This window comes from bacterium (assembly GCA_022616075.1).
Taxonomy (GTDB): domain Bacteria; phylum Acidobacteriota; class HRBIN11; order JAKEFK01; family JAKEFK01; genus JAKEFK01.
In genome coordinates, this window is sequence record JAKEFK010000183.1 from 12,812 (window position 1) to 39,424 (window position 26,613).

17 protein-coding genes are annotated in these 26,613 nt (G+C 48.4%); 10 read left to right on the plus strand and 7 right to left on the minus strand.

The window, feature by feature from the left end:
* The first annotated feature begins 3 nt into the window (after positions 1-3).
* Together L0156_14480 and L0156_14485 are read left to right on the plus strand one after the other, a co-directional pair.
* Positions 4-555, plus strand: a complete 552-nt coding sequence (locus tag L0156_14480) for a metal-dependent hydrolase (GenBank protein ID MCI0604201.1) — start codon at positions 4-6, stop codon at positions 553-555.
* 253 nt (positions 556-808) lie between these two features.
* The gene (locus L0156_14485; protein MCI0604202.1) at positions 809-3,076 is read left to right on the plus strand and encodes a peptidoglycan DD-metalloendopeptidase family protein; all 2,268 of its coding nucleotides are present in this window, start codon (positions 809-811) and stop codon (positions 3,074-3,076) included.
* A 43-nt stretch (positions 3,077-3,119) separates the two neighbouring features.
* Here the strand turns inward: L0156_14485 and L0156_14490 are convergent, their stop codons facing one another.
* Positions 3,120-3,392 carry a hypothetical protein gene (locus L0156_14490; GenBank protein MCI0604203.1) on the minus strand — a complete coding sequence of 91 codons (273 nt, stop codon included), beginning with the start codon at positions 3,390-3,392 and terminating at the stop codon, positions 3,120-3,122.
* 164 nt (positions 3,393-3,556) lie between these two features.
* Between L0156_14490 and L0156_14495 the strand changes: the two genes are divergently transcribed.
* From L0156_14495 to L0156_14505, 3 genes are all read left to right on the plus strand, one after another.
* Positions 3,557-4,564, plus strand: a complete 1,008-nt coding sequence (locus L0156_14495; GenBank protein MCI0604204.1) for a PQQ-binding-like beta-propeller repeat protein — start codon at positions 3,557-3,559, stop codon at positions 4,562-4,564.
* 344 nt (positions 4,565-4,908) lie between these two features.
* Complete coding sequence (locus L0156_14500; GenBank protein ID MCI0604205.1) at positions 4,909-6,405, plus strand: glycosyltransferase family 2 protein; 1,497 nt, start codon at positions 4,909-4,911, stop codon at positions 6,403-6,405.
* 80 nt (positions 6,406-6,485) lie between these two features.
* On the plus strand, positions 6,486-7,487 hold the full coding sequence (locus L0156_14505; protein MCI0604206.1) for an IPT/TIG domain-containing protein: 1,002 nt from the start codon (positions 6,486-6,488) through the stop codon (positions 7,485-7,487).
* Here L0156_14505 and L0156_14510 read toward each other — a convergent pair.
* Together L0156_14510 and L0156_14515 are read right to left on the minus strand one after the other, a co-directional pair.
* On the minus strand, positions 7,471-9,450 hold the full coding sequence (locus L0156_14510) for a cation:proton antiporter (protein ID MCI0604207.1): 1,980 nt from the start codon (positions 9,448-9,450) through the stop codon (positions 7,471-7,473). The genes L0156_14505 and L0156_14510 overlap by 17 nt on opposite strands.
* Before the next feature lie 125 nt (positions 9,451-9,575).
* Positions 9,576-12,215, minus strand: a complete 2,640-nt coding sequence (locus L0156_14515) for a protein kinase (GenBank protein MCI0604208.1) — start codon at positions 12,213-12,215, stop codon at positions 9,576-9,578.
* A gap of 131 nt (positions 12,216-12,346) precedes the next feature.
* Here L0156_14515 and L0156_14520 point away from each other — a divergent pair, with 131 nt between their 5' ends.
* The 3 genes from L0156_14520 to L0156_14530 all read left to right on the plus strand — a co-directional run bounded on the left by L0156_14520 (position 12,347) and on the right by L0156_14530 (position 14,205).
* Positions 12,347-12,784, plus strand: a complete 438-nt coding sequence (locus L0156_14520) for a ribonuclease HI family protein (protein MCI0604209.1) — start codon at positions 12,347-12,349, stop codon at positions 12,782-12,784.
* Complete coding sequence (locus tag L0156_14525; protein MCI0604210.1) at positions 12,777-13,457, plus strand: ubiquinone/menaquinone biosynthesis methyltransferase; 681 nt, start codon at positions 12,777-12,779, stop codon at positions 13,455-13,457. Before L0156_14520 ends, L0156_14525 begins: the two co-directional genes overlap by 8 nt.
* Before the next feature lie 163 nt (positions 13,458-13,620).
* Positions 13,621-14,205 carry a Fe-Mn family superoxide dismutase gene (locus tag L0156_14530; GenBank protein ID MCI0604211.1) on the plus strand — a complete coding sequence of 195 codons (585 nt, stop codon included), beginning with the start codon at positions 13,621-13,623 and terminating at the stop codon, positions 14,203-14,205.
* A gap of 21 nt (positions 14,206-14,226) precedes the next feature.
* Here the strand turns inward: L0156_14530 and L0156_14535 are convergent, their stop codons facing one another.
* Together L0156_14535 and L0156_14540 are read right to left on the minus strand one after the other, a co-directional pair.
* Positions 14,227-20,049 carry a protein kinase gene (locus L0156_14535; GenBank protein MCI0604212.1) on the minus strand — a complete coding sequence of 1,941 codons (5,823 nt, stop codon included), beginning with the start codon at positions 20,047-20,049 and terminating at the stop codon, positions 14,227-14,229.
* Between the two features lie 85 nt (positions 20,050-20,134).
* Entirely contained in the window at positions 20,135-20,746 is a 612-nt protein-coding gene (locus L0156_14540) for a sigma-70 family RNA polymerase sigma factor (protein ID MCI0604213.1), read from the minus strand.
* An 86-nt stretch (positions 20,747-20,832) separates the two neighbouring features.
* Between L0156_14540 and L0156_14545 the strand changes: the two genes are divergently transcribed.
* Positions 20,833-22,872: a hypothetical protein gene (locus L0156_14545; protein ID MCI0604214.1), complete on the plus strand. Its 2,040-nt coding sequence runs from the start codon at positions 20,833-20,835 to the stop codon at positions 22,870-22,872.
* Positions 22,873-22,888: 16 nt separating this feature from the next.
* Positions 22,889-24,487, plus strand: coding sequence for a hypothetical protein (locus L0156_14550; protein ID MCI0604215.1), 1,599 nt, complete (start codon positions 22,889-22,891; stop codon positions 24,485-24,487).
* 67 nt (positions 24,488-24,554) lie between these two features.
* Here the strand turns inward: L0156_14550 and groL are convergent, their stop codons facing one another.
* Both groL and L0156_14560 read right to left on the minus strand, forming a co-directional pair.
* The gene (gene groL / locus L0156_14555) at positions 24,555-26,183 is read right to left on the minus strand and encodes a chaperonin GroEL (GenBank protein MCI0604216.1); all 1,629 of its coding nucleotides are present in this window, start codon (positions 26,181-26,183) and stop codon (positions 24,555-24,557) included.
* 11 nt (positions 26,184-26,194) lie between these two features.
* The gene (locus L0156_14560) at positions 26,195-26,491 is read right to left on the minus strand and encodes a co-chaperone GroES (GenBank protein MCI0604217.1); all 297 of its coding nucleotides are present in this window, start codon (positions 26,489-26,491) and stop codon (positions 26,195-26,197) included.
* Positions 26,492-26,613 lie beyond the last annotated feature (122 nt).

A 26,613-nucleotide genomic window follows, 5' to 3' on the forward strand; every position in this document is an offset into this window, starting at 1 on the left:
GGAATGCCTACTCCGATCGCTCACGGTCTCGCCGGCTACGCTGTTTTGATTTTGGCGGAACCGCGACTCGCAAACGATTTTCGCGGCAACTTAAAGGCGATGGGAGCCGGCTTATTTTTCGGTTCGCTGGCCGATGCCGATTTTCTTGTAGCCTATTACAACTCGCATCCTGTTTTGCAGCATCATTATTTCAGCCATTCGATTCCTTTTGCGCTCCTGATTGGAACCGCGATGTATCTTGTTTTGAGGACGCTGAAAAAATCACATGCGCTGCGGACGGCCGTTCTATTGAGCGCGGTGTATGGAACGCATTTGTTGCTGGATTACTTTACGCAGGATGGCAGTCCACCGATCGGAATTCCTTTGTTCTGGCCGTTTACGCACAAACACATGATTGCGCCGGTGGAGATTTTTTGGAGCATTCATCGAGGGGGAATGGAATCGTTATTCGGCGCGCACAATTTCGGAGCGTTGTTTAGAGAAGTATTAATTCTCGTGCCGCTCGCACTTGCTGCCTATTTGAAGGGCCGTCACTCTCTGCCGTTAAAATGGTAGCTTCAGAGCATTTGCCAGTGTTCACGTATGAACTTTGTTCTCGCACAAGTTCCTGCCAAATCTCACAAACATTCTTTGTTCACGCAAATGCTCTGCATCCGGTGATTAGAGCAGAGCATTGTCCCAGCAAACCAAGGATGTTGCGGGATGCAGATTTATTGCCTGACGAGTTCAAACCGGAACTGCGGACAATGCTCTGCCACTACGCCCTTTTCAGAAAAGCGTCTTTGCGTTATATTTTTATTAACTGGAGATGTGCTGGATTCGGGTGTTCCTGTGCGTTTGTATATCGCTCTATTCTTCTCTTGTTTTTGCTTCCCCTGATTTTATCTGGCCCTTACAGCAAAACTACGGGATCTCTGCTACATTCGGCGAATCGCGCGACGATCATTATCACGCGGGAATTGATTTGAGCACCAATGGTGAAACCGGATTGCCGGTGCTTGCTGTTGCCGATGGCTCAATTTACCGGATGAAAATCCAAAAACGCGGTTATGGGAAAGCTCTGTATATCCAACATGCAGACGGAATGCAGTCTGTTTACGCGCATCTGGAGGATTTTTCCCGGGAACTCGGACTTCACACGATCTATGTAGATAGAGCGAATCGCGAAGGAACTCCTTATGTCGGAGATATTTTCCTTGATCCGCCTCTGCGAGTGAAACAGGGGCAGGTGGTTGCGTATTCGGGTGAAAGCGGCGCAGGACTCCCACACCTTCATCTGGAAATTCGTAAGAATGAGTCGGTCGCATTGAATCCTTTAACCAATGGATTTCGCGACACTTTGGATCCTATTCCTCCAACATTTCAAGCTTGCTATTTTTATCCGCTGTCGATTGATTCTGCAATCAACGGAGACCTCGATACAAAGGAGATTCGTTTGCGCAGGAGTGATTCGGTCTTTGTGCCCGATTCCACACCGGTCGTTCGCGGTGATTTCGTGCTATCGGTAAGCCTCTATGATTCAGCTCTTCGCCGGTATCACCGCGCGCCGCAGCGAATCACATACTCGATTGACGACAAGGTTCTGTATTCCATCGAGTTTAATCAATTCTCTTATACCCAGCCGCAAGGATTTGGACTTCTATATGATCTTGGAAAACCAGGACCCTCTTACTATGAATATCCGATCTTGCTGGCCAAAACGGTTGAAGAGTCTTTGCCATTCGTGACGCGATCCGTTTCTTTTTCTATCCGTACTCTGTCAGCCGGAAACCACCGGTTAAGAATTGAAGCAGGGGACAGCAATAACAACACTTCCATCGCGGACATACCGTTTGTTGTGAATCATCCTCCCCAATTTGACCTTCACTCGATTCAACCGGACCAGGCGGAGCTAGCAGTCCACGCGACGATTCGGGATCCTAACTGGAAAGGGTCCGGGGCTTTGACCGGCGAAGTGGAATATTCCCTGGACGATGGAAAGTCCTTTATCCCTGTCACACTGACTTCGCTTGAAGTTCCGGATGCAAACGACTCCCTGAAGTTTAGATACCGGATACCCATGAGTGAAGCGAGGAATGCCAGATCGGTTTTGATACGGGCAAGAGCTTACGATGGAATCGAATATTCGCCGTATGTGTTCGGCAAAATTCGCCCGGGAGGCGCCCCGATTCCTGACACGATGCAAACTTTATCAGCGGGGAATCTGCGTTATGAAACCTACGGCGATACGATTCGCGTGATCTTTGAAATGGAAGAACCGGCCACAGGAAAATTGCAAGCTTCTATCGGAGATCCTCCCGCATTTTTCCCGTTGTTGTTGCGCGAACCAACTTCGATGCTAACTCTTATCCCTGCGCCAAAGCGAAATGAAGATATGGTTGTGGCGCTGCCAGGGGGCCAATCGTTGACTGTTCCGGTTCGATTTGTAAAACGGGGGACTCAAACGCTTGTCGCTGATGGAAATTTTCAGCTCTCATTCAATGAAAATTCTTTGTACAAAGATGCGTTTGTTTGGACAAAATCTTTACCGGAGTACAAATCGAAATCCCTTCCCCTCATCGGTCCCATGTTGCAGCTTGCCCCACGCGGCTTGCCTCTGAAAAAAGGCACAACTCTCTCCTTTTCCTATCCGGAAACTGTGAAGCATCCGGAAAAGCTCAGCATTTATCATTGGAACCGCGCCAGTCAGAAGTGGGAAAGTCTTCCATCGCAACTCAACAAAAGTTCCCGAAGCGTGCAGACGAAGATTGAAACCTTCGACCTGTACGCCTTGATTTCCGACAATGCAGCACCTGCCATCACTTCCATTTTTCCCAGGAAACGCAGCGCAACTCGAAACCCGACACCGCTTCTGGCAGTGCAGATTCGCGACGCAGGAATGGACGTGGATGATGAGAAAGTCACTCTGTACGTGGATAGCATTCCTTATCAGGCCGAATACGATCCGGATCGTAACACCGCAAGAGCGAAAATTACGAAACCATTAAAGAAGGGTTATCACAAGTTTTTTGCAGTGGCTTATGACTATGCTGGGAATCGATCGCAATCGAGCCCTGTTTCCTTCCGCGTAAAGTAGCGCGGACGTCTCGTCTGCGCGCCTCGCAGGCGGGACGCCCGCGCTACTTTTTTTTACCTCTGCGTCTCTGCGTCTCTGTGTTAAGTCTCAGTTGCTGTTTTAACGCTTCGAGGCGTCTGTCTACTTCGGCGGACTCGAGTTTCTTTTTAATATCCTGGGCTTCTTTTAACTTTTGATTTTCTTCTTCCTGTATTCTTTCTTCCCCGCGAATTTGGTCTTCCATGCTGTCGAATGTAATTTGTCGCGTGAAAGCTTCCGCCGTGGGAAGAGGGGGTGAAACTCGTGAAGAGGATTGTTTTTTTTTCTTTCTGGACATAAAAAAAAGATTTTGGCAAAATCGATCGGCTCGTGACTCTCGCCCACTTGTGGGTGGATGTTGGCCTCAAAGCCCGGCTGAGATTTCGCCAAAATCTCGTTTCATCTTTAATCTATTACAAGCGATCCGCAAAAAGCAAGTTTTTTCATATATCATCAGAAGCCATGAAACGATCGGGAATTTTATTGCTTGTCGCATTTCTTTTTACAACTTGCTGTAAGCAGGATCCGGGCCAGCCTATCTGGAATCTAAAATTGCAAAGCCGTCCGTATGCGGATCCCATCGTCCGGGAGGATAAGTTTTATGTGTTTTCGCAAGCAGGGGAAGTGGTATGCGGAAACATGCGCACGGGCAAAACGAACTGGACTCAAAAAGTTGCCGGACCTGTTTTGGGAACGCCGGTTTTCTCGGAGGACTTACTTTTCCTTGTCACTCAAGACGGTTTTGTATACGCGTTGAATCCTGAGAATGGCCGTCAGAAGTGGCAGACTCAGTTGAAGGATCAGTTCATCGCGCCACTCGCAGCCCTTGCCGGCGCTGTTCTTCTACCGTCTGAGAAGGGAACGCTGTATTTGCTTTCTTCGGCGAACGGAACAGAAAAGTGGCGTTTTTCCGGACAAAAAAAATTTAATGCTCGCCCTCAGATCGCAGGAAACAATATTCTCATTGGTGGATGGAACAAACAATTCACTTCTTTGAAACAGGATGGATCTCTTAACTGGAAATTGACAACACCCGAAATCATCACCGGTGATCCGGTGCTTCTGGATAATTTCGTTTTCTTTGCATGTTACGATCAATTCCTTTACGCCGTTGAAGTACCAACCGGTAGATTGCTCTGGCGTTTTTCTGCCTCACAACCTTCTAATCCAGTCGTTCTGAACAAAGAGATCGTTTTTGCATCCGGTACGGACCTTCTTTACCTGTCATCTGACTCCGGAAAGCTCCTGCACAGGATGAAAATAGGCAAACGGATCTCGCAAATCTACGTCCATAATTCCAACGTATTCGTCGTTTCACGTGATGTTTATCGGATAAGGCCTGTAGATAGAACGGTTTCCGTTGTGATTCGGGGTCCGAACCCGATTTACAAACTTAGCTTTGGTGTGGGGATGATTCTTGCCTCTGACGACCTATATTCTATCTATGGATATGGAAACCGTAAGGGGTAATCTCGCGGGCGGTCTTGTTGACATTCATGTTAACTATAATATAATTATACCGCTTTTTTACTGTAATACCTTAATTTTCAGTAACTTAAGACTATTACGGGGGGTCCCGGAAAGGACTGCAATTCTAATCGTATCAATCAAATCCGTAAGTTACTTCCGTCGTAGCCGTCACCTTAGGAAGTGATGATGCTATGCCAGTCTCATCGGGCATTTAGACGGTAAACAAGCTAAGAGGTTTTTTTTGCTCTCGTCCAGATCAACGGGGGGAATGATTACGAGGAGGGCAAAAAAGATAGTCGTGCCTGAAAATTGTTGGTAGGGGACAGAGCTATTAGAGTATGGATATGGTTACGAACGTGTTAGACCTGGTTGTTGTCGTTATTTATTTCATTGTTCTCATTTTGCTTTCGATCTACGGGATTCACCGCTACATTATGGTTCACCTGTTTCGGAAATTCCGTGCTCAACATCCTCAGATTACGAGAACGTTCGAAGACTTGCCGATGGTAACGGTTCAGCTTCCCATATATCAGGAGATGTACGTTGTTGAGCGTCTCATCGATGCTGTGTGCCATATCGAATATCCGCGAGACAAGTTTGAAGTACAGGTGCTGGATGATTCCACCGATGAGACTCAAAACATTGCTAAGGCTGTGGTCGAGAGATATCAAGCGAAGGGCTTAAATATTCAATACATGCGGCGGACCGATCGCGTTGGGTTCAAAGCCGGAGCGCTGGCCGCAGGATTTGAGAAGGCGAAGGGCGAATTTGTAGCGATCTTTGATGCCGATTTTATTCCCTCTCCTGAAATCTTGATGAAAACGATCCATTATTTTACAGATCCGCAAATCGGAATGGTTCAAGTTCGATGGGGTCACATCAACAGTGAATACTCTTTGTTGACCAAAATCCAATCGATCATGCTGGATGGCCACTTTGTGGTAGAACATATCGCCCGGAACCGTTCAGGCCGCTTTTTTAATTTCAACGGCACTGCGGGTGTCTGGAGACGCGAGGCAATTTCACAATCAGGTGGATGGCACCATGATACATTGACGGAGGATCTGGATCTTTCCTATCGAGCACAGCTCGGCGGCTGGAAGTTTTTATTCGTGCCTGATGTAGTGGCCCCGGCCGAAGTCCCCGTGGAAATCAATTCTTACAAGTCTCAGCAGCACCGTTGGGCCAAAGGATCCATCCAGACAGCCAAAAAAATTCTGCCTGTGGTGATGCAGAGCAAGCTCCCGTGGCAGGTGAAACTGGAAGCTTTCTTTCATCTTTCAAACAACATTTCTTACCTACTCATGATGATCCTGTCATTTTTTACGTTACCTTCGCTGGTGATTCGATATGAGCGAGGATGGCAAAATATTATGATTCTGGATCTGCCGATTTTCCTGATCGGAACGATTTCTGTGTTTTCATTTTATGTATTTTCGCAAAAGGAGATTTACAAAGACTGGCCCTGGAGGATTAAATACATTCCGCTATTGATGTCTCTGGGAATCGGTCTGTCGGTAAACAATTCCAAAGCAGTTTTGGAAGCGTTACTGGGTTATCAAACAGAATTCAAGCGGACCCCGAAGTATTGCATTGAGCGAAACTCCGATAACTGGCAGCACAAGAAATACCGTGTAGGGAAAAGCGCTCTTGCGGTGATTGAGCTCGTTTTTGCGATGTATTTCGGATTCACCATCTGGTATGCCTTTTTGAACGGGTTCTTCTTTAGCATTCCGTTTCTTTTTCTGTTTTTCTTCGGTTTCATCTACACCGGCTTTATCTCGATGGTTCAGTCGGATCGCCGATGGGTTGCCCTGAAAAGACCTGTTCCCAACATCTAAGTGCCAAAGCAATGAGTAATGAGCAATGAGCCCCTGTTAGGGAAGTCTCATAACTCATTGCTCATTACTCATTACTGCCTATGCGACCACCTAAAATCAAAAGTGTCAAACCGGATGCTGCCATTGAGGGCGGAAGGGTCATCATTGAAGGAACCGGTTTCGACCCCGAGGAATTCGATTCGCTAAGAATCTCCTTCAACGGCCAGGAAGCGCGCCCGCTTCTGGTGTCCAAGAATCGCATCATCACTGTTGTGCCGGATCAGACGAATCGTGGACCTGTGACCGTTACGGTGAACAACAAAACGAGCAATCCTTTTGAAATCGTGATTGGTAGAAAACTTGCGGACAACATCAATCCCGTGGATAGTCCGCTCTTCGATCGCGACGGAAATTTATACACGACCTTTAGCGGGAAAAGAGGGGAGACGGTGCAGGTATCTGTTTTCAAAATCGAACCTGATGGGACGATCAACCCTTTTCTCTCCAACATACCCAATGCTACTTCGCTCGCGATGGATGACGAGGGAAATCTGTATGTATCCAGCCGGTTCGAAGGCACGGTGTACAAGGCAACACCCAAGGCGGACGTCACAATCTTCGCGAAGGACCTCGGTGTTCCGACCGGACTGGTCTTTGACGAGGATGGTTTCCTGTATGTGGGTGACAGGAATGGACGCATCTTAAAAGTGGATGAAGATGGCAACGCAAGCGTCTTCGCCGAACTTCAGGAAAGCATGGTCGCTTACCATCTGGCCTTTGATCTCCTGGGCAATCTGCTTGTTTCTACTCCCAGCATGTCCACACACAATAGCGTGCTGATGGTGGATCGTTATGGCAAAGTGATTCCGCTTTATGGTGGTTTCGGAAGACCGCAAGGATTGACCGTGGATGTTGATGGAAACATTTACATTTGTGAGGCGAAAGCGGGAGAGAGCGCTGTTTACAAAATCACTTCCGGCGGAGAAATGAGAGCTTTTCTTACCGGTCCTGTAATGGTAGGAGTCGCTTTTGACGCTGATCGCAATCTGGCAGTAGCAACGCAAGACGCGGTTTATTTAGTTCCCCCTATTTTGCCTCACTGACCCCCAGCAATTTGTAAGCATCTGCAAGCTGCTGATGCGCGCCCCAGAGCACCATCAGGTCTCCTTCCTCAAGCTGGAAATCGGCATCAGGATTTGTGATCGCTTTTTCACCACGAATCACAGCGATGATGGTCGCGCCTGTGTGTCGCCTCAAATCGAGTTCCCGCAAAGATTTGCTTTTGGCCGGCGACTTGCCATCCACGATAACTTGAGACACGGTGCTTTTTAGAAAAAGCTCAGACAATTTCATCAATCTTTCCTGAGTTAAAGAGAGTCCACGCAGCATTCCATAGCTGTCCGACCGGATCACGGAGATCTGTTGATCGATCAGATGATCCGGAATCTGATATTGCTCCAGCACGCGAGCAAAAATTTCAATGGAAGTCTCAAATTCCTCTGGAATCACAATGTTCGCTCCAAGCTTTCTGAGTTCTTCCATCTCCACGACATAACGCGTTCGAACCAGAAGGACCGTGTCGCGGTTTAGCGCGCGTAACACTGCCGCGCACCTGCGAGTTGCTGCCGCATCGCTTATTGCAATCACAGCCATTCGCGCATGCGCTGCGCCCGCCTTCGACAAAACCTCTTTGCTGGTCGCGTCTCCAAACATCACCGGGACCTGTTGCTTTTGCGCCTCACGAACAAGCTGATCGTTCAACTCAATGACAACAAAAGGAATTCCAATATCGCGAACCACTTTTGAGAGATTCCGGCCATTCAATCCAAATCCAACGATGATCAGATGATCTTTTTGCGGGGTTTGCCCGGTCTCTTGTGGGATAACCCTGGTTGATGTTCGGAAGAGCGATTGGATGAACCGGCTTGTCGGTTCGGCGAGTAAGAAAAAGAAAGGCGTCAAGAACATGGTGATGATGGAGGAAGCGAGAAAAAGTTGATAGAGATTTTCAGGAATGAGGTTGAAAACTTTTCCTTGCTGAGCAAGGAGGAATGAAAATTCTCCAACCTGTGATAGAGAAAGCGCCGCTTTCCACGAAATACGAAAGTTGTATTTTGCAACAATCAGTACAAGGAGCAAAACCAGCGTTTTTCCTGCGAGCACGATCGCGGTTACACCGAGATTTGGCAATAGCTGGTTGATGAACAAAGGGAAATTCAAAAGCATTCCTACGGATATAAAAAAGATTGCGTTGAAGGTGTCGCGAAAGGGCAAGAAATCAGACAGGATCTGATGACTGTAGTCGGACTCCGAGATCACGAGTCCGGCTATAAAAGCGCCGATCGCCAGAGACAATCCAAGGTAAGCTGTGGCGTAGGCTGTTCCCAGACAGAGGAAAAGAATGCTGACAAGAAACACATCGCGGTTTCGTGTGCGGATGACCTGCTTTAGAAGCAGCGGAACGATGTAACGCGCGGCCAAAAATAAACCTGCGACGGCAGCTAATGCGATCAACATCTGTTTTCCCATTTCCAGTAGGTCCACACTTCCGCCGGAAAGGCTCGGCAGAAGGAGCATCATGGGAATGGCGAGCAAATCTTGAAACAAAAGAATGCCGACACAAATCTTTCCATGCGGAGTGTCAATTTCGGCGCGGTCAGAAAGAATTTTGAAAACGATGGCTGTGCTGCTCAGCGAAAACAAAAAGCCGAGAAAAATTCCAACAGTTACAGGCAAATCAAAGATTTGAGTGATCAGGTATGTGAGAAGGATTGTTAAGACTATTTGGCTTGCCGTGATGGAAAGAAATCGCAGACTGCTGGAAAGGAGCTGCCGAATCGAGAATTCGAGGCCGATTGTAAAAAGCAAAAGCACCACACCGATACTTGCAAGCGCGTTGACAGCTTCTGTGTCGCCGATCAAACCGGCTCCGTAAGGTCCTACAATGACGCCTGTTGCCAGAAACCCGATGATGGAAGGGAATTTCAATTTGTGAAACAACAAACTGACCGGGATGGAGACGGCAAGAATGATCAGGAAATCATTCAGCAGCGGATAGTGTTCCATGACGGTACCATATTAGCAAAGAACTTAGCGAGCTTCGCAAAACGATTAAGATCTTCTCAACACTTCTCTTTGACGAAAGGAAAAGCAATTGATCAATTGGAAAAACTTCTCAGATTATCGGAAACTTATCTGCGAAGCAGGGCCGTCCAGTTGAAAATGATATTCACCGGTGGAGTCGTCCGTTGCACGGCCGAGGAAATAATGAAACGCAGGCCGTCTGCTGTCACATCATAATCCATTCCCAGCGGATAAAATGGGGAAAGGATTAGCGGTTGAAATAATTCTTTCGGAACGCCTGCTTCCAGATTCCCATCGTCTGTTTTGATATCGACAGCCATCACCTTGCGATCCCCCGAAAAATAAAACAACTCCTTGCCATCGCGCCGCCAACGGGGCTGAGCTCCCCCACTGTTGGAGATGCGCCACTTCTTTCCCGACGCGGGAAATGGCTGAATATACACTTCATAATGTCCTGATTCATCGGATGCATATGCGATCCAGCGTGCGTCCGGAGAAAACGACGCTTGAAACTCATAGAATTCGCTTGCCAGAAAAGGATAAGGCTGCCCGGAGCCCGACATAGGAACAATCCACAAATCACTTCTCTTTCCTTTGCGTTGTCCGATCAACCATTTTCCATCCATCGACCAGTCATTGATCTGAACTCCATTCTTCAACAAAATCTTTTCTCCACCAACACCAGTTGCTGAGATAGAATAAATCTCATACTGATTGTCTCCGAGATCGCGGTTAAAAAGGATCGTTTTTCCATCCGGCGACCAGGCCGGGTTTTCGTCATAGTGGCGTGAAGTCAAACGCGTAGAGATATTTCTTGCTGTGTCTGTCACCCAGATGTCGGGCGATGCCAGATCCGGATCAGGACGCAGCCAAACGAGTTGAGTGCCATCAGCAGAAAGGCGATGATATCGTGCATCGCTTGTCCCTCCACCTTCACTCAGAGTACCGATGTTGTTCCCACTGCGATCAAACCAGGAGAGTTGAAAAGCCGAAATGTTACCGGACCAATAGGCAAGGATTCCATTGTTCGAAGCAGAAATGACCGATTGCCCTGTTGGGCTGTGAAATACATTTTTTGTGACGAGAATCGGTGCTCCTTCTAATTCTAATGTTTTGGAATCGATCGCTTGTACCAGCAATTCCCCTTCTCTGCCGTACAACAAATAACCGGGCGGCGCATAGTGGACTCGTGAAGTCGAATTCAACAACAATTTCTTTTCATTAGAATCCAGTGATCCCGTATAGATTGCCTGACTCTGAGTGGACCCGCGCACAAGATACAGGAATCTTCGGCCGTCAGGCATGAAGGTGGGAAAGCGATGCGAGATTTCGCCTTTCGCTCCATCTAATTTTGTCGCTGGTTTAAATTCTCCACCGGATGCAGGGACCTGAAAGAGCGGGCCGTTCGCTCTCTGCGCAAAGATGATGATGCCGCTGGATCCCCAGGAACCGCCTCGATTCGTTTCTGCGTCACAAATGATTTGCGGACGACCGCCGGAGATATCGATTTTCATGAGCTTTCCTTTTGAGAAAAATCCAAGATACCGGCTATCGGGCGACCAGAAGGGCGCGCTCGTGTATTCCGTTCCGGGAAGTTGTCGCGCTTCAGTCGAATCGAAGGAGCGAACCCACAGTGTCCTTCTGCCATCGGCGTTGTTCAAGAACGCCATGTGTTTCCCATCCGGCGACACTGTAAGAGGTCCTGATCCCGTATACCATGCTTTCTCATCCGGTGGAACAATCTCAAACCGCAGCACGCGCTGTTGCTCAACCGAAGGACGTATGAAGTACAAAGCCGCAAATACAATCGCAAGAACTGCGCCAACAATCCCAACCATCCAACCGAGCTTTGATTGCTTTGGTTGCGCGATGCTTGAATATGCTTCCGGACGAGAAAGACTTTCAAGAATGCCCTGCAGCTCCAACATCGCATCATGAGCGGTTTGCCATCGATCCTCTGGATCTTTGGCGAGGCACGTTTTCACGAACCGTTCCAGAAGCGGCGGTGTCATCGGTTGAATGTGTGAAATCGGTTTCGGTTCTTCTTTCAGGATGGCTGCAATCAAGCTCGCCTGCGTTTTTCCTTCAAACGCTTTTTTGCCCGTAGTCATTTCATAAACAACTGCGCCAAACGCAAAAATGTCTGTGCGAGCATCGGCTTCAGCTCCTTCCAATTGTTCCGGCGCCATGTATTGGAAGGTGCCAAGAACAGTTCCTTCGCGCGTTAGCGGTTGTCCGGTTTCCATCATAGAAACAGATTCGGTTGCAGGGGCTGTATATTTTGCCAGACCAAAATCAAGTAACTTCATCCCCGATTTCGTGAGAATGATGTTGCCCGGTTTTAAATCGCGATGCACAATGCCCTGGCGATGCGCCTTGTCGAGCGCGTTCGCGATCTGGATCGAATAGTTTAGTGCTGCGATTGGCGGTAGAGCTCCGTTACGAAGACGCGAGGCTAATGTCTCGCCTTCGATAAATTCCATGACCAGATAATCAATTCCGTTTTGATGACCGATATCGTGCAAAGTGCAGATGTTTGGATGATTCAGGCTCGAGATCGTGCGCGCCTCTCGTTCGAACCTTTGACGTAAATCAGGATTAGAGGAAAGATGAGCAGGCAAGACTTTGATGGCTACGATCCGATCCAACCGCATATCTTTGGCGCGATAGACTTCACCCATTCCGCCTGCGCCGATCGGCGCGGTGATTTCGTATGGACCCAGCTTTGTGCCAGCTGCCAGTGGCATAATTGATCATTTTACCGCACCTGCCGCAGTCGGACTGTAATTACTTTGAAGGCGACTCGACGATCGTTTTGCTTTTCTGTGCCACTGCCAGAGTGCTTAGCGCCTTCGCGCCTTTGCGTTAAGATGGATTGATGCTTTTTGACGCCGAATACATCATCCATATCGACGGCGCTTCGCGTGGAAATCCCGGCCATGCGTCGTACGGTTTTGCCATTCTGGACCCGGAAGGAAAAGTACTTCACAGCGGCAATGGTTACATCGGCATTACTACTAATAATGTAGCAGAGTACACTGCGCTTCTCGAAGCCCTGCGATTTGTACTGGCTCAGAAGATCCAGAGCGTTGAAATCCGGTCCGATTCCGAACTGCTCGTGAAGCAACTAAACGGGGAGTACAAGGTAAAGTCCGAACACCTCGCTGCGTTGAACGGGGAATGTCGCATGCTGTTGCGGCGGTTGTCCTGGTATGAAATCAAGCATGTTCCACGCTCCCAGAACAAGATAGCGGACAGGCTGGCAAATGAAGCTCTGGATCAGCAGCTGAAGCCGCGAGAAACTGAACATGGTTGAAATCCCCTACAGGCCGGAAGAACCACGAACCATCCGGCTTCTTTTCACGCGCATCGCAAAAAATTATGATCTGACGAATCATGTCATTTCACTCGGATTCGATATACTCTGGCGAAAAAAATTCGCTCGACTGCTGAAGGATCGCAACAAAATCGCCGATGTCTGCTGCGGTTCCGGCGCTATGTTTCCGCTCCTGGGCAACAGGATACTTGCGGGACTCGACTTTACGCGCGCGATGTTGCAAATTGCGGCCCGCTATCCGGGCGCGAGATTGGTCGAAGGGGATGCACAGAAAATTCCCTTTGAAGATCAAACGTTCGACGCAACCATCATTGTTTATAGCATCCGGAACATTCCCGATTTGTCCTCTTCGCTTGCGGAGCTGTATCGAGTGCTGCAAACGGGCGGCATGGTTGGAATTCTGGATTTTGGCGTGCCGGAAGGCCGCTTCTTGAAATGGCTTTACCTGCTTTACTTTCAGAAACTGATGCCTTTTCTGGGCAGTTTTGTCGCGCGCGATAAGAGCTCCTACTACTACTTCGTCAATTCGGTCCTGAGGTTTCCGAAACGAAAGGAATTCTTGGAACTCATGCAAAAAGCCGGATTTACAAATTGCAGGTATCTGGAATATATGGGCGGGGCAGCACTTGTGTATCTGGGAGAGAAGTTCTAATCCTGATCAGTTTGACGAATTGGATAGTGCTGAGCAAACAAAAAATCAGCTTCGTTAGAAAACCACAAAGCCCCAGAGACATGAAAAAATTTAACCAGGAGAGCCTTTTTGCGCTCAATTCCTGCGTGTATAAGTGAGCCCAGTTAACATCAACGGAGGAACAATGAGAAAAAGGTTCTTTTTTGTCACCGTTTCTTGCTTTGTATTTCTCACATGGATTGGTTGCAATAGCCAAAGCAACATCGAGAATCCGCTTGCTTCGGCCGTGTCGATCACCTCTGCAACGCAGGTGACGGCCGCTGCGGCGCCCACGCGTTGCGAGATTTTGGGGTTCTCGATGGGTCCACAACCTGCGGATGTCTCAAACAGGCCCGAGAAAGTGCGCGTAGAATGGGAAGCCATGGCTAGCACGAGTCTCGATTGTCCCGGTCAGCAAATCTTAGGAGTCGATGTATGGGAGCACGCATATTACCTGATTCCGATCGATCAGGCCAACCAGGGTGGCGGGCATCTGAATGGCCGTGCAGAAGTCGAATTGCAGATCGCCTCCAGCGAAACCCGGTTCGTCGGGCGTGTCGAAGGGATGGTTTCCTGCGCTAATCAAGAATGCCAGTTGGACCTCGAAATGAACGCAACAAGTCCGGAGGGCATGAGGCTTTTTCTACATCAGATGGGTGTGATGGAAATGAACGGCGGTGGTGGCGCTGTGATAGGTCTGGATATCGTGGAAGGATTCCTCATCAAATAACCTGAATCATGTGTCGCTCCTCTACTCATCAGCTTGGGTGAGAGCCGGAATTAATTGTTTTTGCATTTCTGCGACAGACTGAAAACGCTCTTCACGGTCTTTGGCAAGACATTTTTGCAGCACAGCATCAAGCTGTCGATGACTTTCGGAAGTGACGTTCAAATGAAATGTTTTTAGCAGAATCGAAGCCATCACGAGAGGAGAGCTGTCCGCAACGAAAGGATGTTTGCCGGTTAAGCATTCCGCCGCCATCACTCCGATTGTAAAGATGTCGGAGCGCTCATCAACTTCTTCACCGTCCAATTGTTCCGGAGACATGTAACTCAAAGTACCAAAAAAAGAACCACGCGCCGTGAGTGTCTGCGGACCTGATGCTTCCGGTAATTTTCTTTTCGCGAGTCCAAAATCCAGAATCTTGATTACCACCGCAGGCGCTTCGACACTGAGGAGAATGTTTTCCGGTTTCAGGTCCCGATGCACGATTCCTGCTTGATGAGCCGCTCTTAATCCTTCGCAGATTTGATTGAACCAGTTCGCGCAAAGGGAGGGTGCGAGTCTTCCAATACGATTCAATTCGGCTCGCAGAGTCGAACCGTCCAAATATTCCATCACTAAATAGGCGCTCTCCGAACCGATGGTTCCGTAATCATAAATCCTGATAATGTTGGGATGATTCAGTTTTGCGCAAAGCCGCGCTTCCCGCTCAAATCGAGCCAATGTTACCGGATCGGCCGAGAAATTTCCCATCATAATCTTTACCGCAACTTTCCGATCCAATCGCAAATCCCTGGCCTCATACACAGCGCCCATTCCACCCTTTCCTATCAACCTTTCCAAACGATACTTCCTGTCTACGGTTCGCTCGACCGGCAACGAAACAGATAGCCGAGTTCCATCTTTTGTGCAGATCTCGACAAACTCGTCATAGCAAGAGCCACACTCCGGGCATTCCTTCAATTTGTATCGCTTAGCTACCTCTTTCGGCTCCGGGCTTTCTGTATCCAATTCGTAAATACGCACCGAACCTGAAAAACCGGGGATCGGATGGTCCTGAAGCTCTTCGTAACGGAACTGCTCCCTCGTTTGAACGTAAACAGGAAAACTGACCAGGATCTTTCCAGGAACGCAAATCGCATTCAGCCTGCCCGCCAGATTGACTCCACGGCCGATTACCGTATATTCCATAAGCTCCGGTGAGCCGATATTTCCCACCATGGCATAATCCTGGTTGATTCCAATCCGCAGCATGAGATCATGATCGATTCCTTCAGCGAGCCATTTTCTTCCCAGCTCCCTCAATCTCTCTTGCATCGCCTGACCCATTGATACAGCATTCTCAGCCTGCTGCTTCGCCTCCATTTCCACCGGCGCACCAAAGAAGGACAACAGGGTGTCTCCCAGAAAGCTTCCTGGTGTCGCTCCGAACTCCTTCATAAGCTTCATCATTTCCGACAAATATTCGTTTAGCAGTCTCTTCAACTTCTCTGCTTCCAACCGGTCGGTCAGTTCCAGAAACCCGCTAAGATCCGAAATCAAGATGGTCAGGTTTTTTCTCTCCATCATTAATTCTTCCTGATCGGAGGAGAGGATCTTTTCGACAATTTGAGAAGGCACATATTTGCTGAGTCGCCGGCTCTTTAGGAGCGCATCCAATTGTTCTTTCACTTTCCTTTCCAATTCTTGGTTAAAAGTTTTTAACTCCTGCTCCTGCCGGCGCATTTGAATCAGGTTCTTCACCCTGGCTTGCAGCTCTCTTGCATTGAAGGGTTTCGCAAGATAATCGTCTGCGCCCGCCTCCAGTCCTTCGAGTTTAGTTTCCTCTGAAGCTTTGGCGGTTAAAAGAATGACGGGAATGTTGCACAGGTGCGGATCTGCTTTCAGAATTTGTAAGAACTGATAGCCGTCCATTTTCGGCATCATTACATCGCTCAGGATCAGATGAGGCTCGAATTCCCGGACTTTCTGCAGACCTTCTTCGCCATTCGTTGCTTCAACGGCGAAATATCCGGGGAGACAGCTCCGAATATATTCGCGTACGTCACGATTATCCTCCACAATGAGAATGGCATCCTGCCGCGCAATGTTATCGGGCAAAACATCTGCACCACTCACCTCAGCCGGTAACACGTCAACCGTTTCTAATTCCAGCTGGATACTCCCCGAATTTGCGGAAAACTCCTCGTGAACCGGGTCATCAACAATCTGCGTTTCGCTCAGGTGTTCCTTTCCTTGTGGAAGTTGGATGATGAACTCGCTGCCAAAACCCGGTTCGCTGCGTGCCTCGATAACACCGCCGTGCAGCGATACGAGATCCTTTACCAGCGAAAGTCCAATACCGGTTCCCGAATGTTCCTGAAGCCTTTGACCCACTTGCTTGAAGCGGTCAAATATCAATGGAAGATTTTCCAGCGGAATTCCTATACCTGTGTCTTTCACCGATATCTGAACAGATTTACCTTCATTGAATTCAGTGATGGATATAAGAACCTTTCCGTTTTTCGGAGTGAATTTTATCGCGTTGGAGAGTAAATTGTAAAAAATCTTCTCCATTTTATCGGTATCGAAATACAGATCCAAACCTTCCTCGCAATGAAACACAAGCCTGATATTTTTCTTCTCCGCAAGCGAAGCAAAAAGCGAAACGGTCTTACGAGCAAATTTAGCGAGATCCTGCTTCTTTGTCCGTAGTTCCATTTCGCCCGCTTCCAGCTTGGAAATATCCAACAGTTGATTGATCAGCCTGAGTAATCTTTGGGAGTTACGAAGCATGATCACGTGTTGCTTTCGCAGTTCTTTGCCGGTTTCTCCGTAGATTCCCGAGAGGGCGTTTTCCAGCGGTCCCAGGGTAAGTGTCAGAGGGGTCCTGAATTCGTGTGAAATATTAGCGAAGAAGCGGCTCTTGATCTGATCCGCCTCCTCCAACTGCTGCAGCGTTCTTGCTTTGACAATCGCCGAAACTGCGTGCTCACGAAAACGATTCAGTTTTTGGAGATCCATGAGACCAAACGCCTCCGCATTCTGAAAGTTTTCCAGCAGTAAGAAACCTTCGACTTTTCCCTTAACAGTAACGGCCATAGCCAGCATCGACTTAGGCATCGCAAAACGCTTTAATTTTTCTGAACCCGCAATATCTTTGAACTTCCGTACAATGTAAACACCTTCTTGCAGCTGTTGCGCTCCTTCTGTATATCTACTGACCGCCTCTTCCTGTGTTAAGGAAATGTCCTTCGTCTCTGAAAGATCGTAGCCGGACGCGGCTGCGAATTTGAACAGTGATGTTCGATGATCCAGTATCAAAAAGGTTGCGATTTCCGCCTGCGCAAACAAAATCCGGGCCTGCTGCAGTAACGATTGCAGCAGTTTTTCCAGATTCATTTCCTTGTTGATGATCTTGACCGTCTGATTCAGGCTTTCCATCTCTGCGGTTTGCTCTTTGAGCGCTGCGGTGCGTTCCTCTACTAATAAAGCCAGTTCGTGCTCTCGCTTCTTTAAATGTCTGATGCGCGCTTTATAAGCGCCTGCGCCGGCCAGGATGGCGGACAGAACACAAATTCCGTAAAACAAAGGAGTCTGATAAAAATAGGGGCTCAAACGGAAGGAAAAGGATGCGCCAGCTTCGTTCCAAATTCCATCGCTGTTGCAGGCTTTTACCCGAAAGCGGTAGTCCCCTGGCGGAATGTTCGTGTAATAGGCCACTCTCCGCCGGCCTGCCTCTACCCAGTTTTTGTCAAAACCTTCCAGCTTGTATTGAAAGAAAACTTTTTCCGGACCCGAAAAAGTGAGAGCCGTATAATGGAATTCAAATTTCTCTTTTCCAGGAGGAAGCCGTAAAGCCTCCTTTGCTTCTACACTATTCGTAATAACCGCGTTATCAACAATTACCTCTTCCATCGCAACAGGTGGGGAAAGATCATTCGTCTTGATATGTTCCGGGTCGATCATAACTATACCGGCAATCGTAGGAAACCAGAGCTTGCCGTCACGATTCCGGTAACCCGCCGGCCGCCCGCCTCCGTTACACTCCCTTCTCTTCATCCCATCTGCAGAACCGTACGCAACCGATCGAATGGAGTGGATTTTTCCCTCTGCAAAACGATTCAATTCGCTTTTGGCAACCCGGAAAATGCCTTTGTTAGACGTCATCCACAAGTTCTCTTTCGTATCTTCCAAAATCACGAACACCACATCATCAAACATCCCATCTTTGATGGTGTAGCTCGTGAACTTTCCATCTTTGAAACGATTTAGACCGCCTCCATCGGTTCCGATCCATAGCGTCCCTTCGGCATCTTCGTGGATTGAGTAAACCGTATCGCTTGATAATTGGTCTTTGGTGGTGAAGCTTGTAAATTTCCCATCTTTAAGTCGTTTAAGACCCGCGCCCCTCGTTCCAATCCACAGCGTTCCCTGCCGGTCTTCGTAAATCGTTCTCACCGGGTCATTTGATAAGCCCTCTTTCGAAGTGAAGCTTGAAAAATTGCCATTCTTGAAACGACTTAAACCCTCCTCAGTTCCGATCCAGAGACTCCCCTCACGATCTTCGTATATGCACAGCACAAAATCATTTATCAATCCGTCTTTAGTGCTGAAGCTTGCAAGTGTGCCGTCCTTAAAACGGTTCAAGCCGCCCCCTCTGGTTCCAACCCAAAGACTCCCTTGCCTGTCCTGATAAATCGAAATTGCAAAATCGCTCGACAAGCCGTCTTTGGTGGTAAAGTTTGTAAATTTGCCATCTTTGAGACGATTTAACCCTCCACCGTATGTTCCAATCCAAAGGCTTCCTTCGCGATCCTCATAGACAGACCAAACCCTGTTGCTGGATAAGCCCTCCTTCATTGTGAAACTTGTAAATTTTCCGTCTTTGAGGCGGTTTAAACCGCCGCCGAATGTTCCAACCCAAAGGCTTCCTTCGCGATCCTCTTGAATGGAATACACAGTATTGTTTGATAAGCCCTCTTTTGTGGTGAAGCTCGAAAACTTTCCATCTCTGAAACGATTCAGGCCTCCTTCCGTTCCAATCCAAAAGCTGCTGGCCTGGTCCTCATAAATTGAAATTACAAAATTGCTGGATAAACCATCTTTGGTAGTAAAGTTTGTAAATTTGCCATCCTTAAAACGATTCAAACCACCACCATAAGTACCGACCCAAAGAACTCCCTGACGGTCTTCATAAATGGAATATATCCGGTTGTTTGATAAACCATCTTGTGTTGTGAAAGTTTTGAAGATCCCATCTTTGAAGCGGTTCAAGCCGCTTTCTGTTCCGATCCAAAGACTCCCTTCACTGTCCTCATAGATCGCTCTCACAAAATCGTTGGATAGGCCTTCTTTCGTAGTGAAACTCGTGAATTTCCCGTTTTTGAGGCGATTTAATCCACCACCGATTGTTCCAATCCAAAGATTTCCTTTACGATCGGCGTAGATCGATCTTACAAAATCGTTCGATAAGCCATGCTTTGATGTGTAGCTTGTGAATTTCCCATCTTTGTAAGAATTCAGTCCGCCTCCGTTGGTTCCGATCCACAGGTTTTGCTCGCTGTCTTCCCACAGATTCCAGATCCAATTGTGTTTCAGTTGCGGTGTGTTTGTTTTATCAAAGACAGTAAATCTTACGCCATCAAAACGAACAAGACCTTCCTGGGTTGCAAGCCATAAATAACCGTCACTCGTCTGGACAATGGCGTTGACGGTGCTTTGCGGAAGACCTTGTTCGATGTGCCAGATGTCGTGCACATACTGAGTGATGGCTTTGGCCGGATCCAGGCCGAAGACTGCGGGAGCGATGCAAAGGCAAAAAAGAGAAAGAAAAACAACGGGACGGGATCCCGTAAATCCTCTGCTCATTCTTATATGGACCTTTACCCCACGCGCTTTGGAGGCTGGTGACAATCAACATTCTACTACAGCAAATCAAAGTGAAAATGAATTCTCAGCTTCCTGTGCCCTTGCTGATCCGTTGACGCAACCAGAGCTTTGCCGTGCTCCAATCCCGTTTGACAGTTGCTAAAGATAAATTCATTACTTCAGCAGTTTCCTCAAGTGTTAAACCGCTGAAAAAACGTAATTCCACAATTCGACATTGCCTTGAATCCATCGATTCCAACTCTTGCAGCGCTTCGTTAAGCTGAATGATGTCCAGGTCTTGTTGCGATTCAATTCCTTTCGCGTGTTCCAACGTTACCTTTTCTGCGCCACCACTCCGTTTAGCTGCGCGGCGGCTCACCTCGTGATTCACCAGGATGCGTTTCATCATTTGAGCGGCTATACCGAAAAAATGAGCGCGGTTTTGCCAGGTTACGGCATTTTGATCAATGAGTCGCAGAAAGGCTTCATGAACCAGCGCGGTGGCTTGCAGCGTGTGACCGGATCGCTCCCGCCGCATATAGGAGCGCGCCAACTTCCGCAACTCGTTGTAAACGATGGGCATCAATTTCTCGAGAGCTGCTTCATCACCCTGATTCCACGCCTGAAGGTATTTTGTCACTTCACTGGATGAAGGCGCCACCATTTGCCTCCTTGAATTGCCGATTCTATCAACCATTCTCTCATGAATTTCAACAAATTCTTCTCTTGCGTGAGCCGTTTTGTCATTAATTCTTGCGTGAATGATCAGGAGGACAAAACCTCATGAAGTTACATCTACTAGGTGGCTCTGTTTTTTGGCTCATGGCAACTTTGGGCTACGCGGCAACATATGTTGTCGATGCAACGATCGACAGTGCAGATGTTGCATATCAAGCGTGCACGGCCGCTGTAAACGATTGCAGTTTGCGCGGCGCAATTCTGAAAGCAAACAGCATCCCTGGAATGGACACGATTCGTATTCCGGCAGGAACTTACTCGTTAACGATATCCGGCTTTGATGATGCCGGCCTTGTAGGGGACCTGGATGTTCTGGACGCCACTTTGCTGCGAGGATTTGGCGGAGGCACCACAATAGATTCACTTGTTGATGAACGTGTTATTCACATTTTCGGAGCCGTCGAAGGCATAGTCGAGTTACAGAACCTCACCATAACCGGGGGATTTCAGAATGATGGTGCCGGTGTACGCGTTGAATCGGGTAACGTCCTCATATCAAACTGCAATATTCTGGAAAACGATGCGAGTTCGCACAGCGGCGGTGGTATTTACAATAATGGCGCTTTGACGATCAGAAACTCGACCATCCGCGATAACATCGCACTTCATGACGGCGCGGGCATTTACAACTCTGCCAACGGCACTCTGTCTCTTTTCAACTCCAAAGTCAAAAACAATGAAAGCGATCGCAGTGGCGGAGGATTGTACAATCTCGGAACAGTCAGCGCAGTGAGATCAACGTTTCTAGACAATACTGCCACTTCCGAAGGTGGCGGAATCGACAATTGGGGTATCGCTGAACTCTTGAATTGTACGGTCAACCGCAATACTGCAAACGCTAACGCAGGTTATCCACTGGGTGGCGGCGGTATCTTTAATTACGGTTCAGGCGCGCAGTTGACAATTCGCGGAGGCAGCATCTCCAACAATGTCGCGCCTTCCGGTTATGGTGGCGGAATTTTGAACCATGTCAGCTCGTCCCTGGTAATGGATGGCAATGCGCAAATCTCCGGTAATTCAGCCTTAGTTACAGGCGGACTGGACTCGCAGGGAATACTGAATCTCAATCGGGTATCCGTTACCGGAAATACTTCGACAGGTGACGGCGGCGGGCTTTTCATTGCTACTTATCAACTCGCGGTCAATCTGGAACAGGTGGAAATCTCGAGCAATTCTGCAGGTGGAAATGGCGGAGGAATCTGGTTTCAGGGTGGTCCGCTTTTCATTCGCAACAGCAAAATCAGCAACAATTCCGCGGTTGGTCTGGGTGGCGGCATCTATCACCTGGGGGTCGGCGACAACTTGCACTTTCTCGAAATTACCGATTCCGACATTGTGGACAATAAACTGACCGGCTCATCCAGCGAAGGAGGCGGTCTCTTCAACTACACCGATGATGCCAGGCTAACCAATGTCTGGATTGATGGAAACAGTGCTGTTCTGAATGGTGGTGGTATCAAATTATCCGACTCGAGCATTACCGTGTATGGCAGCACAATCAGCAATAACACTGTGGAAGGAGATGGCGCTGGAATTCACAACGATTTTGATAATCTTCAAACAACCATTTCACTTACAAACAGCACAATCAGCGGCAATATAGCAAGCGGTCATGGTGGAGGAATTTACAACGACTTCGATTTCGGAACTGCAGAAATATATCTTTTCAATGTCACGATTGCAGCAAATGACGCTTTAGCCAGCCTGAGCGACGGCATTTTCCTTCAAGGTGGGCTGCTCAAATCCTTTCATTCAATCATAGGACAGCAAGTCACAGCCGGTGCTGATTGTTTAACGTCCGTGGGCGCTGTGATCTTTGCGCCAGGAAATAACCTGGAGGAAGGTAACTCCTGCGGCTTCGCGCTGAATAGCTTATCGCCCGCACTCGATCCGCTCGCCGAAAATGGTGGTCTCACTCCAACTCATGCCCTTCAATTGGGCAGCCCCGCTGTTGATCAGGGGAATCCGGCAGGCTGTATGGGTGATGCAAACGGCGATGGAATCCCCGATACGCTGCTGATGAACGATCAACGAGGCAACCCAAAAGGCGCTTTGCCTGATCTTGGATCGTACGAGTTTCCATAAACAGGAGGAACACAAAATGTCTGATCACAAGAACCATGCTCAGGAAATTCATCGTTGGGTATTTTTTATTTTTCTGGTTCTAATACCTGTCCTCGTACAGGCGCAAGTGATTGATTCCGATGGTGACGGGATCCTTGATTCAGTCGAATGCCCCGGCGGAACGTTGCCGGATACTGATGGAGATGGTCTTCCAAACTGCCAGGATGCCGATGATGATAATGATGGGATTCCCACCCTGAATGAAGGAGATATCGATACCGATGGAGACGGAATTCCAAACTACCTGGACACCGATTCAGATGGCGATGGAAAAAGCGACTCTGAAGAAAATCCTAATGATACTTGGGTTGACAGTGACGGTGATGCGATCCCGGACTATATCGACTCGGATGATGAGGACGGTCCTCTCGGAGATGCCGATGGTGATGGACTGAATAATACGGATGAAGAATGTGCCGGCAGCGATCCGCAAGATTCAGACACAGATAACGACACAGTACCGGACGGCGAGGAAGCAGGGGAGAATCCTTGCTTTCCTCAGGATACGGATGGCGATGGGACTGCCGACCTTTTTGATACTGATGATGACGGGGACGGATTGCCCACTAGTGTTGAAAATGATCCGGGCGATTTTCCTTCCGATGAGAATACAGATTGGAACGATGTTGATGGGGACGGTATATCCAACTACCTGGACACAGACTCTGATGGAGACGGCAAATCAGACACTGAAGAAGTGTTTGGTGACGGAAGTGGCGGACCTCCGGATTTCGATGCGACGATCGGGAAGAAAAAAGACTTTTCAATTAAAATCACTCCACGTTTAACCTTCGTTGGCTTTGAATACACTTATCCTGATGATGACCAGGACGATATTCCGAATTACCTGGACTCAAACGATGCCGATGGACCAAACGGCGATCTGGATGGAGACGGACGTACGAACCAGTGGGAGCAAAACCATGGCTCCGATCCCTATGATTCGGATACTGACGGCGACGGAGTAGAAGATGGCGATGAAAAGGGAGACCGGGACGGCGATGGTGTGCGCGATTATCTTGATTCGGATGATGATAACGACGGCATACTTGGCGCAGTTGAGGGAACTAGCGATGTCGATCACGATGGGATCCCCAATAACGAAGACACTGACTCTGATGGTGATGGCGTCCCGGATTCTGTTGAGGGAGTTGGTGATCCTGATGCTGATGGTGTTCCGAATTTCGTAGATCTGGATTCCGATAACGATGGAGTACCCGATTCAGAGGATCTCGTTGCATACAATCCTTGCGACGACGAGTTTGAAATTCCTGATGGTAACAATGTGATCAGCGGTGAATGTGTTGATATGGATTGCGATGGCATCGCCACTGCCTATGAATCCTGGGAGACGGTCTACGTAGACGGCACATTCTACGTGGTTCGTATCGAAGACGGTAAGCTCCAGGTTTTTGGCCATGATGCCGGAAATACCTACCGGCCGGCCCTTTGTGACGGACCTTGTGCCTGGGAAGACTACGATTGTGACTTGATCCCGAATTGTTACGATCCGGATTGGACCGATGGCCCCGGTGAAAACGGAACCGGCAGTTCTTCTTGCGACATTTTTAACTGAAAAACAAGAACACACAAAAAAAGCGTGGGCCTTGCGACCCACGCCTTGTATGCCGTTCTAAATATTTTTAATACATTCCGCCCATGCCGCCACCGGGAGGCATTGCAGGCATCTTTTCACCTTCTTCTTCCGGTAGATCAGAAACGAGCGCTTCCGTTGTCAGCATAAGAGAAGCGATACTGGATGCATTGGTCAATGCAATGCGGCAAACTTTTGCCGGATCGATGATCCCTGCTTCCATCAGATCTTCTACCTTTTCAGATGCAGCATTGAAACCAACGCTGCCTCCTTCTCTTTTCAAGCGTTCCACGATGACCGATCCTTCTTCTCCTGCGTTCTGCGCAATCTGGCGAACCGGTTCTTCGAGCGCGCGACGTATGATATTAGCGCCAATCTGTTGATCGCCTTCCAACTTCAACGCTTCTACGCCTGTGATTCCTCGCAGATACGCAACTCCACCGCCAGGAACAATCCCTTCTTCTACCGCGGCTTTTGTGGCGTGCATCGCGTCTTCCACCCGGGCTTTCTTCTCTTTCATTTCGGTTTCAGTCGCAGCGCCCACTTTAATGACCGCCACTCCACCAACAAGTTTCGCAAGCCTTTCCTGAAGCTTTTCACGATCGTAGTCCGAAGTAGTATCTTCGCTCTGCCGTCGAATCTGCTTTACGCGAGCTTCAATGTCACCCCGTTTACCGTGGCCTTCTACGATTGTGCTATTGTCTTTGTCGATTACGATCTTTTTTGCCTGGCCAAGATCTTCCACCCGGACATTTTCCAATTTGATTCCGAGATCTTCGGAAATCACTTTTCCACCGGTCAGGATGGCGATGTCTTCCAGCATTGCTTTCCTGCGATCACCGAAACCAGGAGCCTTAACGGCTGCGGCATGCAAGGTGCCCCGCAGTTTGTTTACCACGAGTGTCGCCAGCGCTTCTCCTTCCACTTCTTCCGCAATAATCAGAAGAGGTTTACCCATTTTGGCAACCTGTTCCAGAACAGGCAGAAGGTCCTTCATGCCGCTGATCTTTTTCTCGTAGAGAAGGATCAACGGATTTTCCAGTACGACTTCCATTCTTTCCGGATCCGTTACGAAGTAGGGCGAAAGATAACCGCGATCGAATTGCATCCCTTCCACAACTTCGAGCGAAGTCTCCATCGATTTCGCTTCTTCCACCGTGATGACTCCATCTTTTCCGACTTTTTCCATCGCTTGCGCAATGATGTTTCCGATGGTTTCATCGTTGTTAGCGGATACGGTTCCTACCTGTGCGATCTCCTTTCCTTTTACGGACTGGCTCATCTTCCTGATTTCTTCCACTGCAGCTGCCACCGCTTTTTCGATTCCCCGTTTGAGGTCCATTGGATTGGAACCTGCGGCAACATTCTTGCAACCTTCGCGAAAAATTGCCTGAGCCAGAACGGTTGCTGTGGTGGTGCCATCTCCTGCGATATCACTGGTCTTGCTGGCAACTTCACGAACCATCTGAGCGCCCATATTCTCCCAGGGATCTTTCAGTTCGATTTCTTTCGCAACAGTCACACCATCTTTCGTGATTGTAGGAGAACCGAACTTTTTCTCCAGAATGACATTGCGTCCTTTAGGACCCAGCGTAACCTTTACGGCATCCGCGAGTTTGTTTACGCCCTTTAAAATAGATTGACGTGCTTCTTCACCATATTGAATTTGTTTCGCCATTCTGAACCTCCTTATCGCTTGATCACGCCAAGAACTTCTTCTTCGCGCAAAATAATGTATTCAACATCCTGAAGCTTGACTTCCGTTCCGGAATATTTTCCAACCAGGATCCGGTCCCCCACCTTTACGTCCAGAGGAACTCGTTCTCCTTTGTCCAGGATTTTTCCATCCCCGACAGCAATGACTTCCGCTTCCAGGGGTTTTTCTTTCGCAGTATCAGGGATGATGATGCCACCCCTCATCTGCTCTTTTTCTTCGATTCGTTTTGCAAGAATCCGATCGTGCAAAGGTCGAATATTTACAGACATCGTAATTACCTCCACATGAATTTTGTGTTTTAAAAAGTTCGGTAAGTTGAAACAAGTGGTGTTAGCACTCACCTGTTAAGAGTGCTAATAATAGCACGTTTTTGGGAGAATGCAAAGCCCGC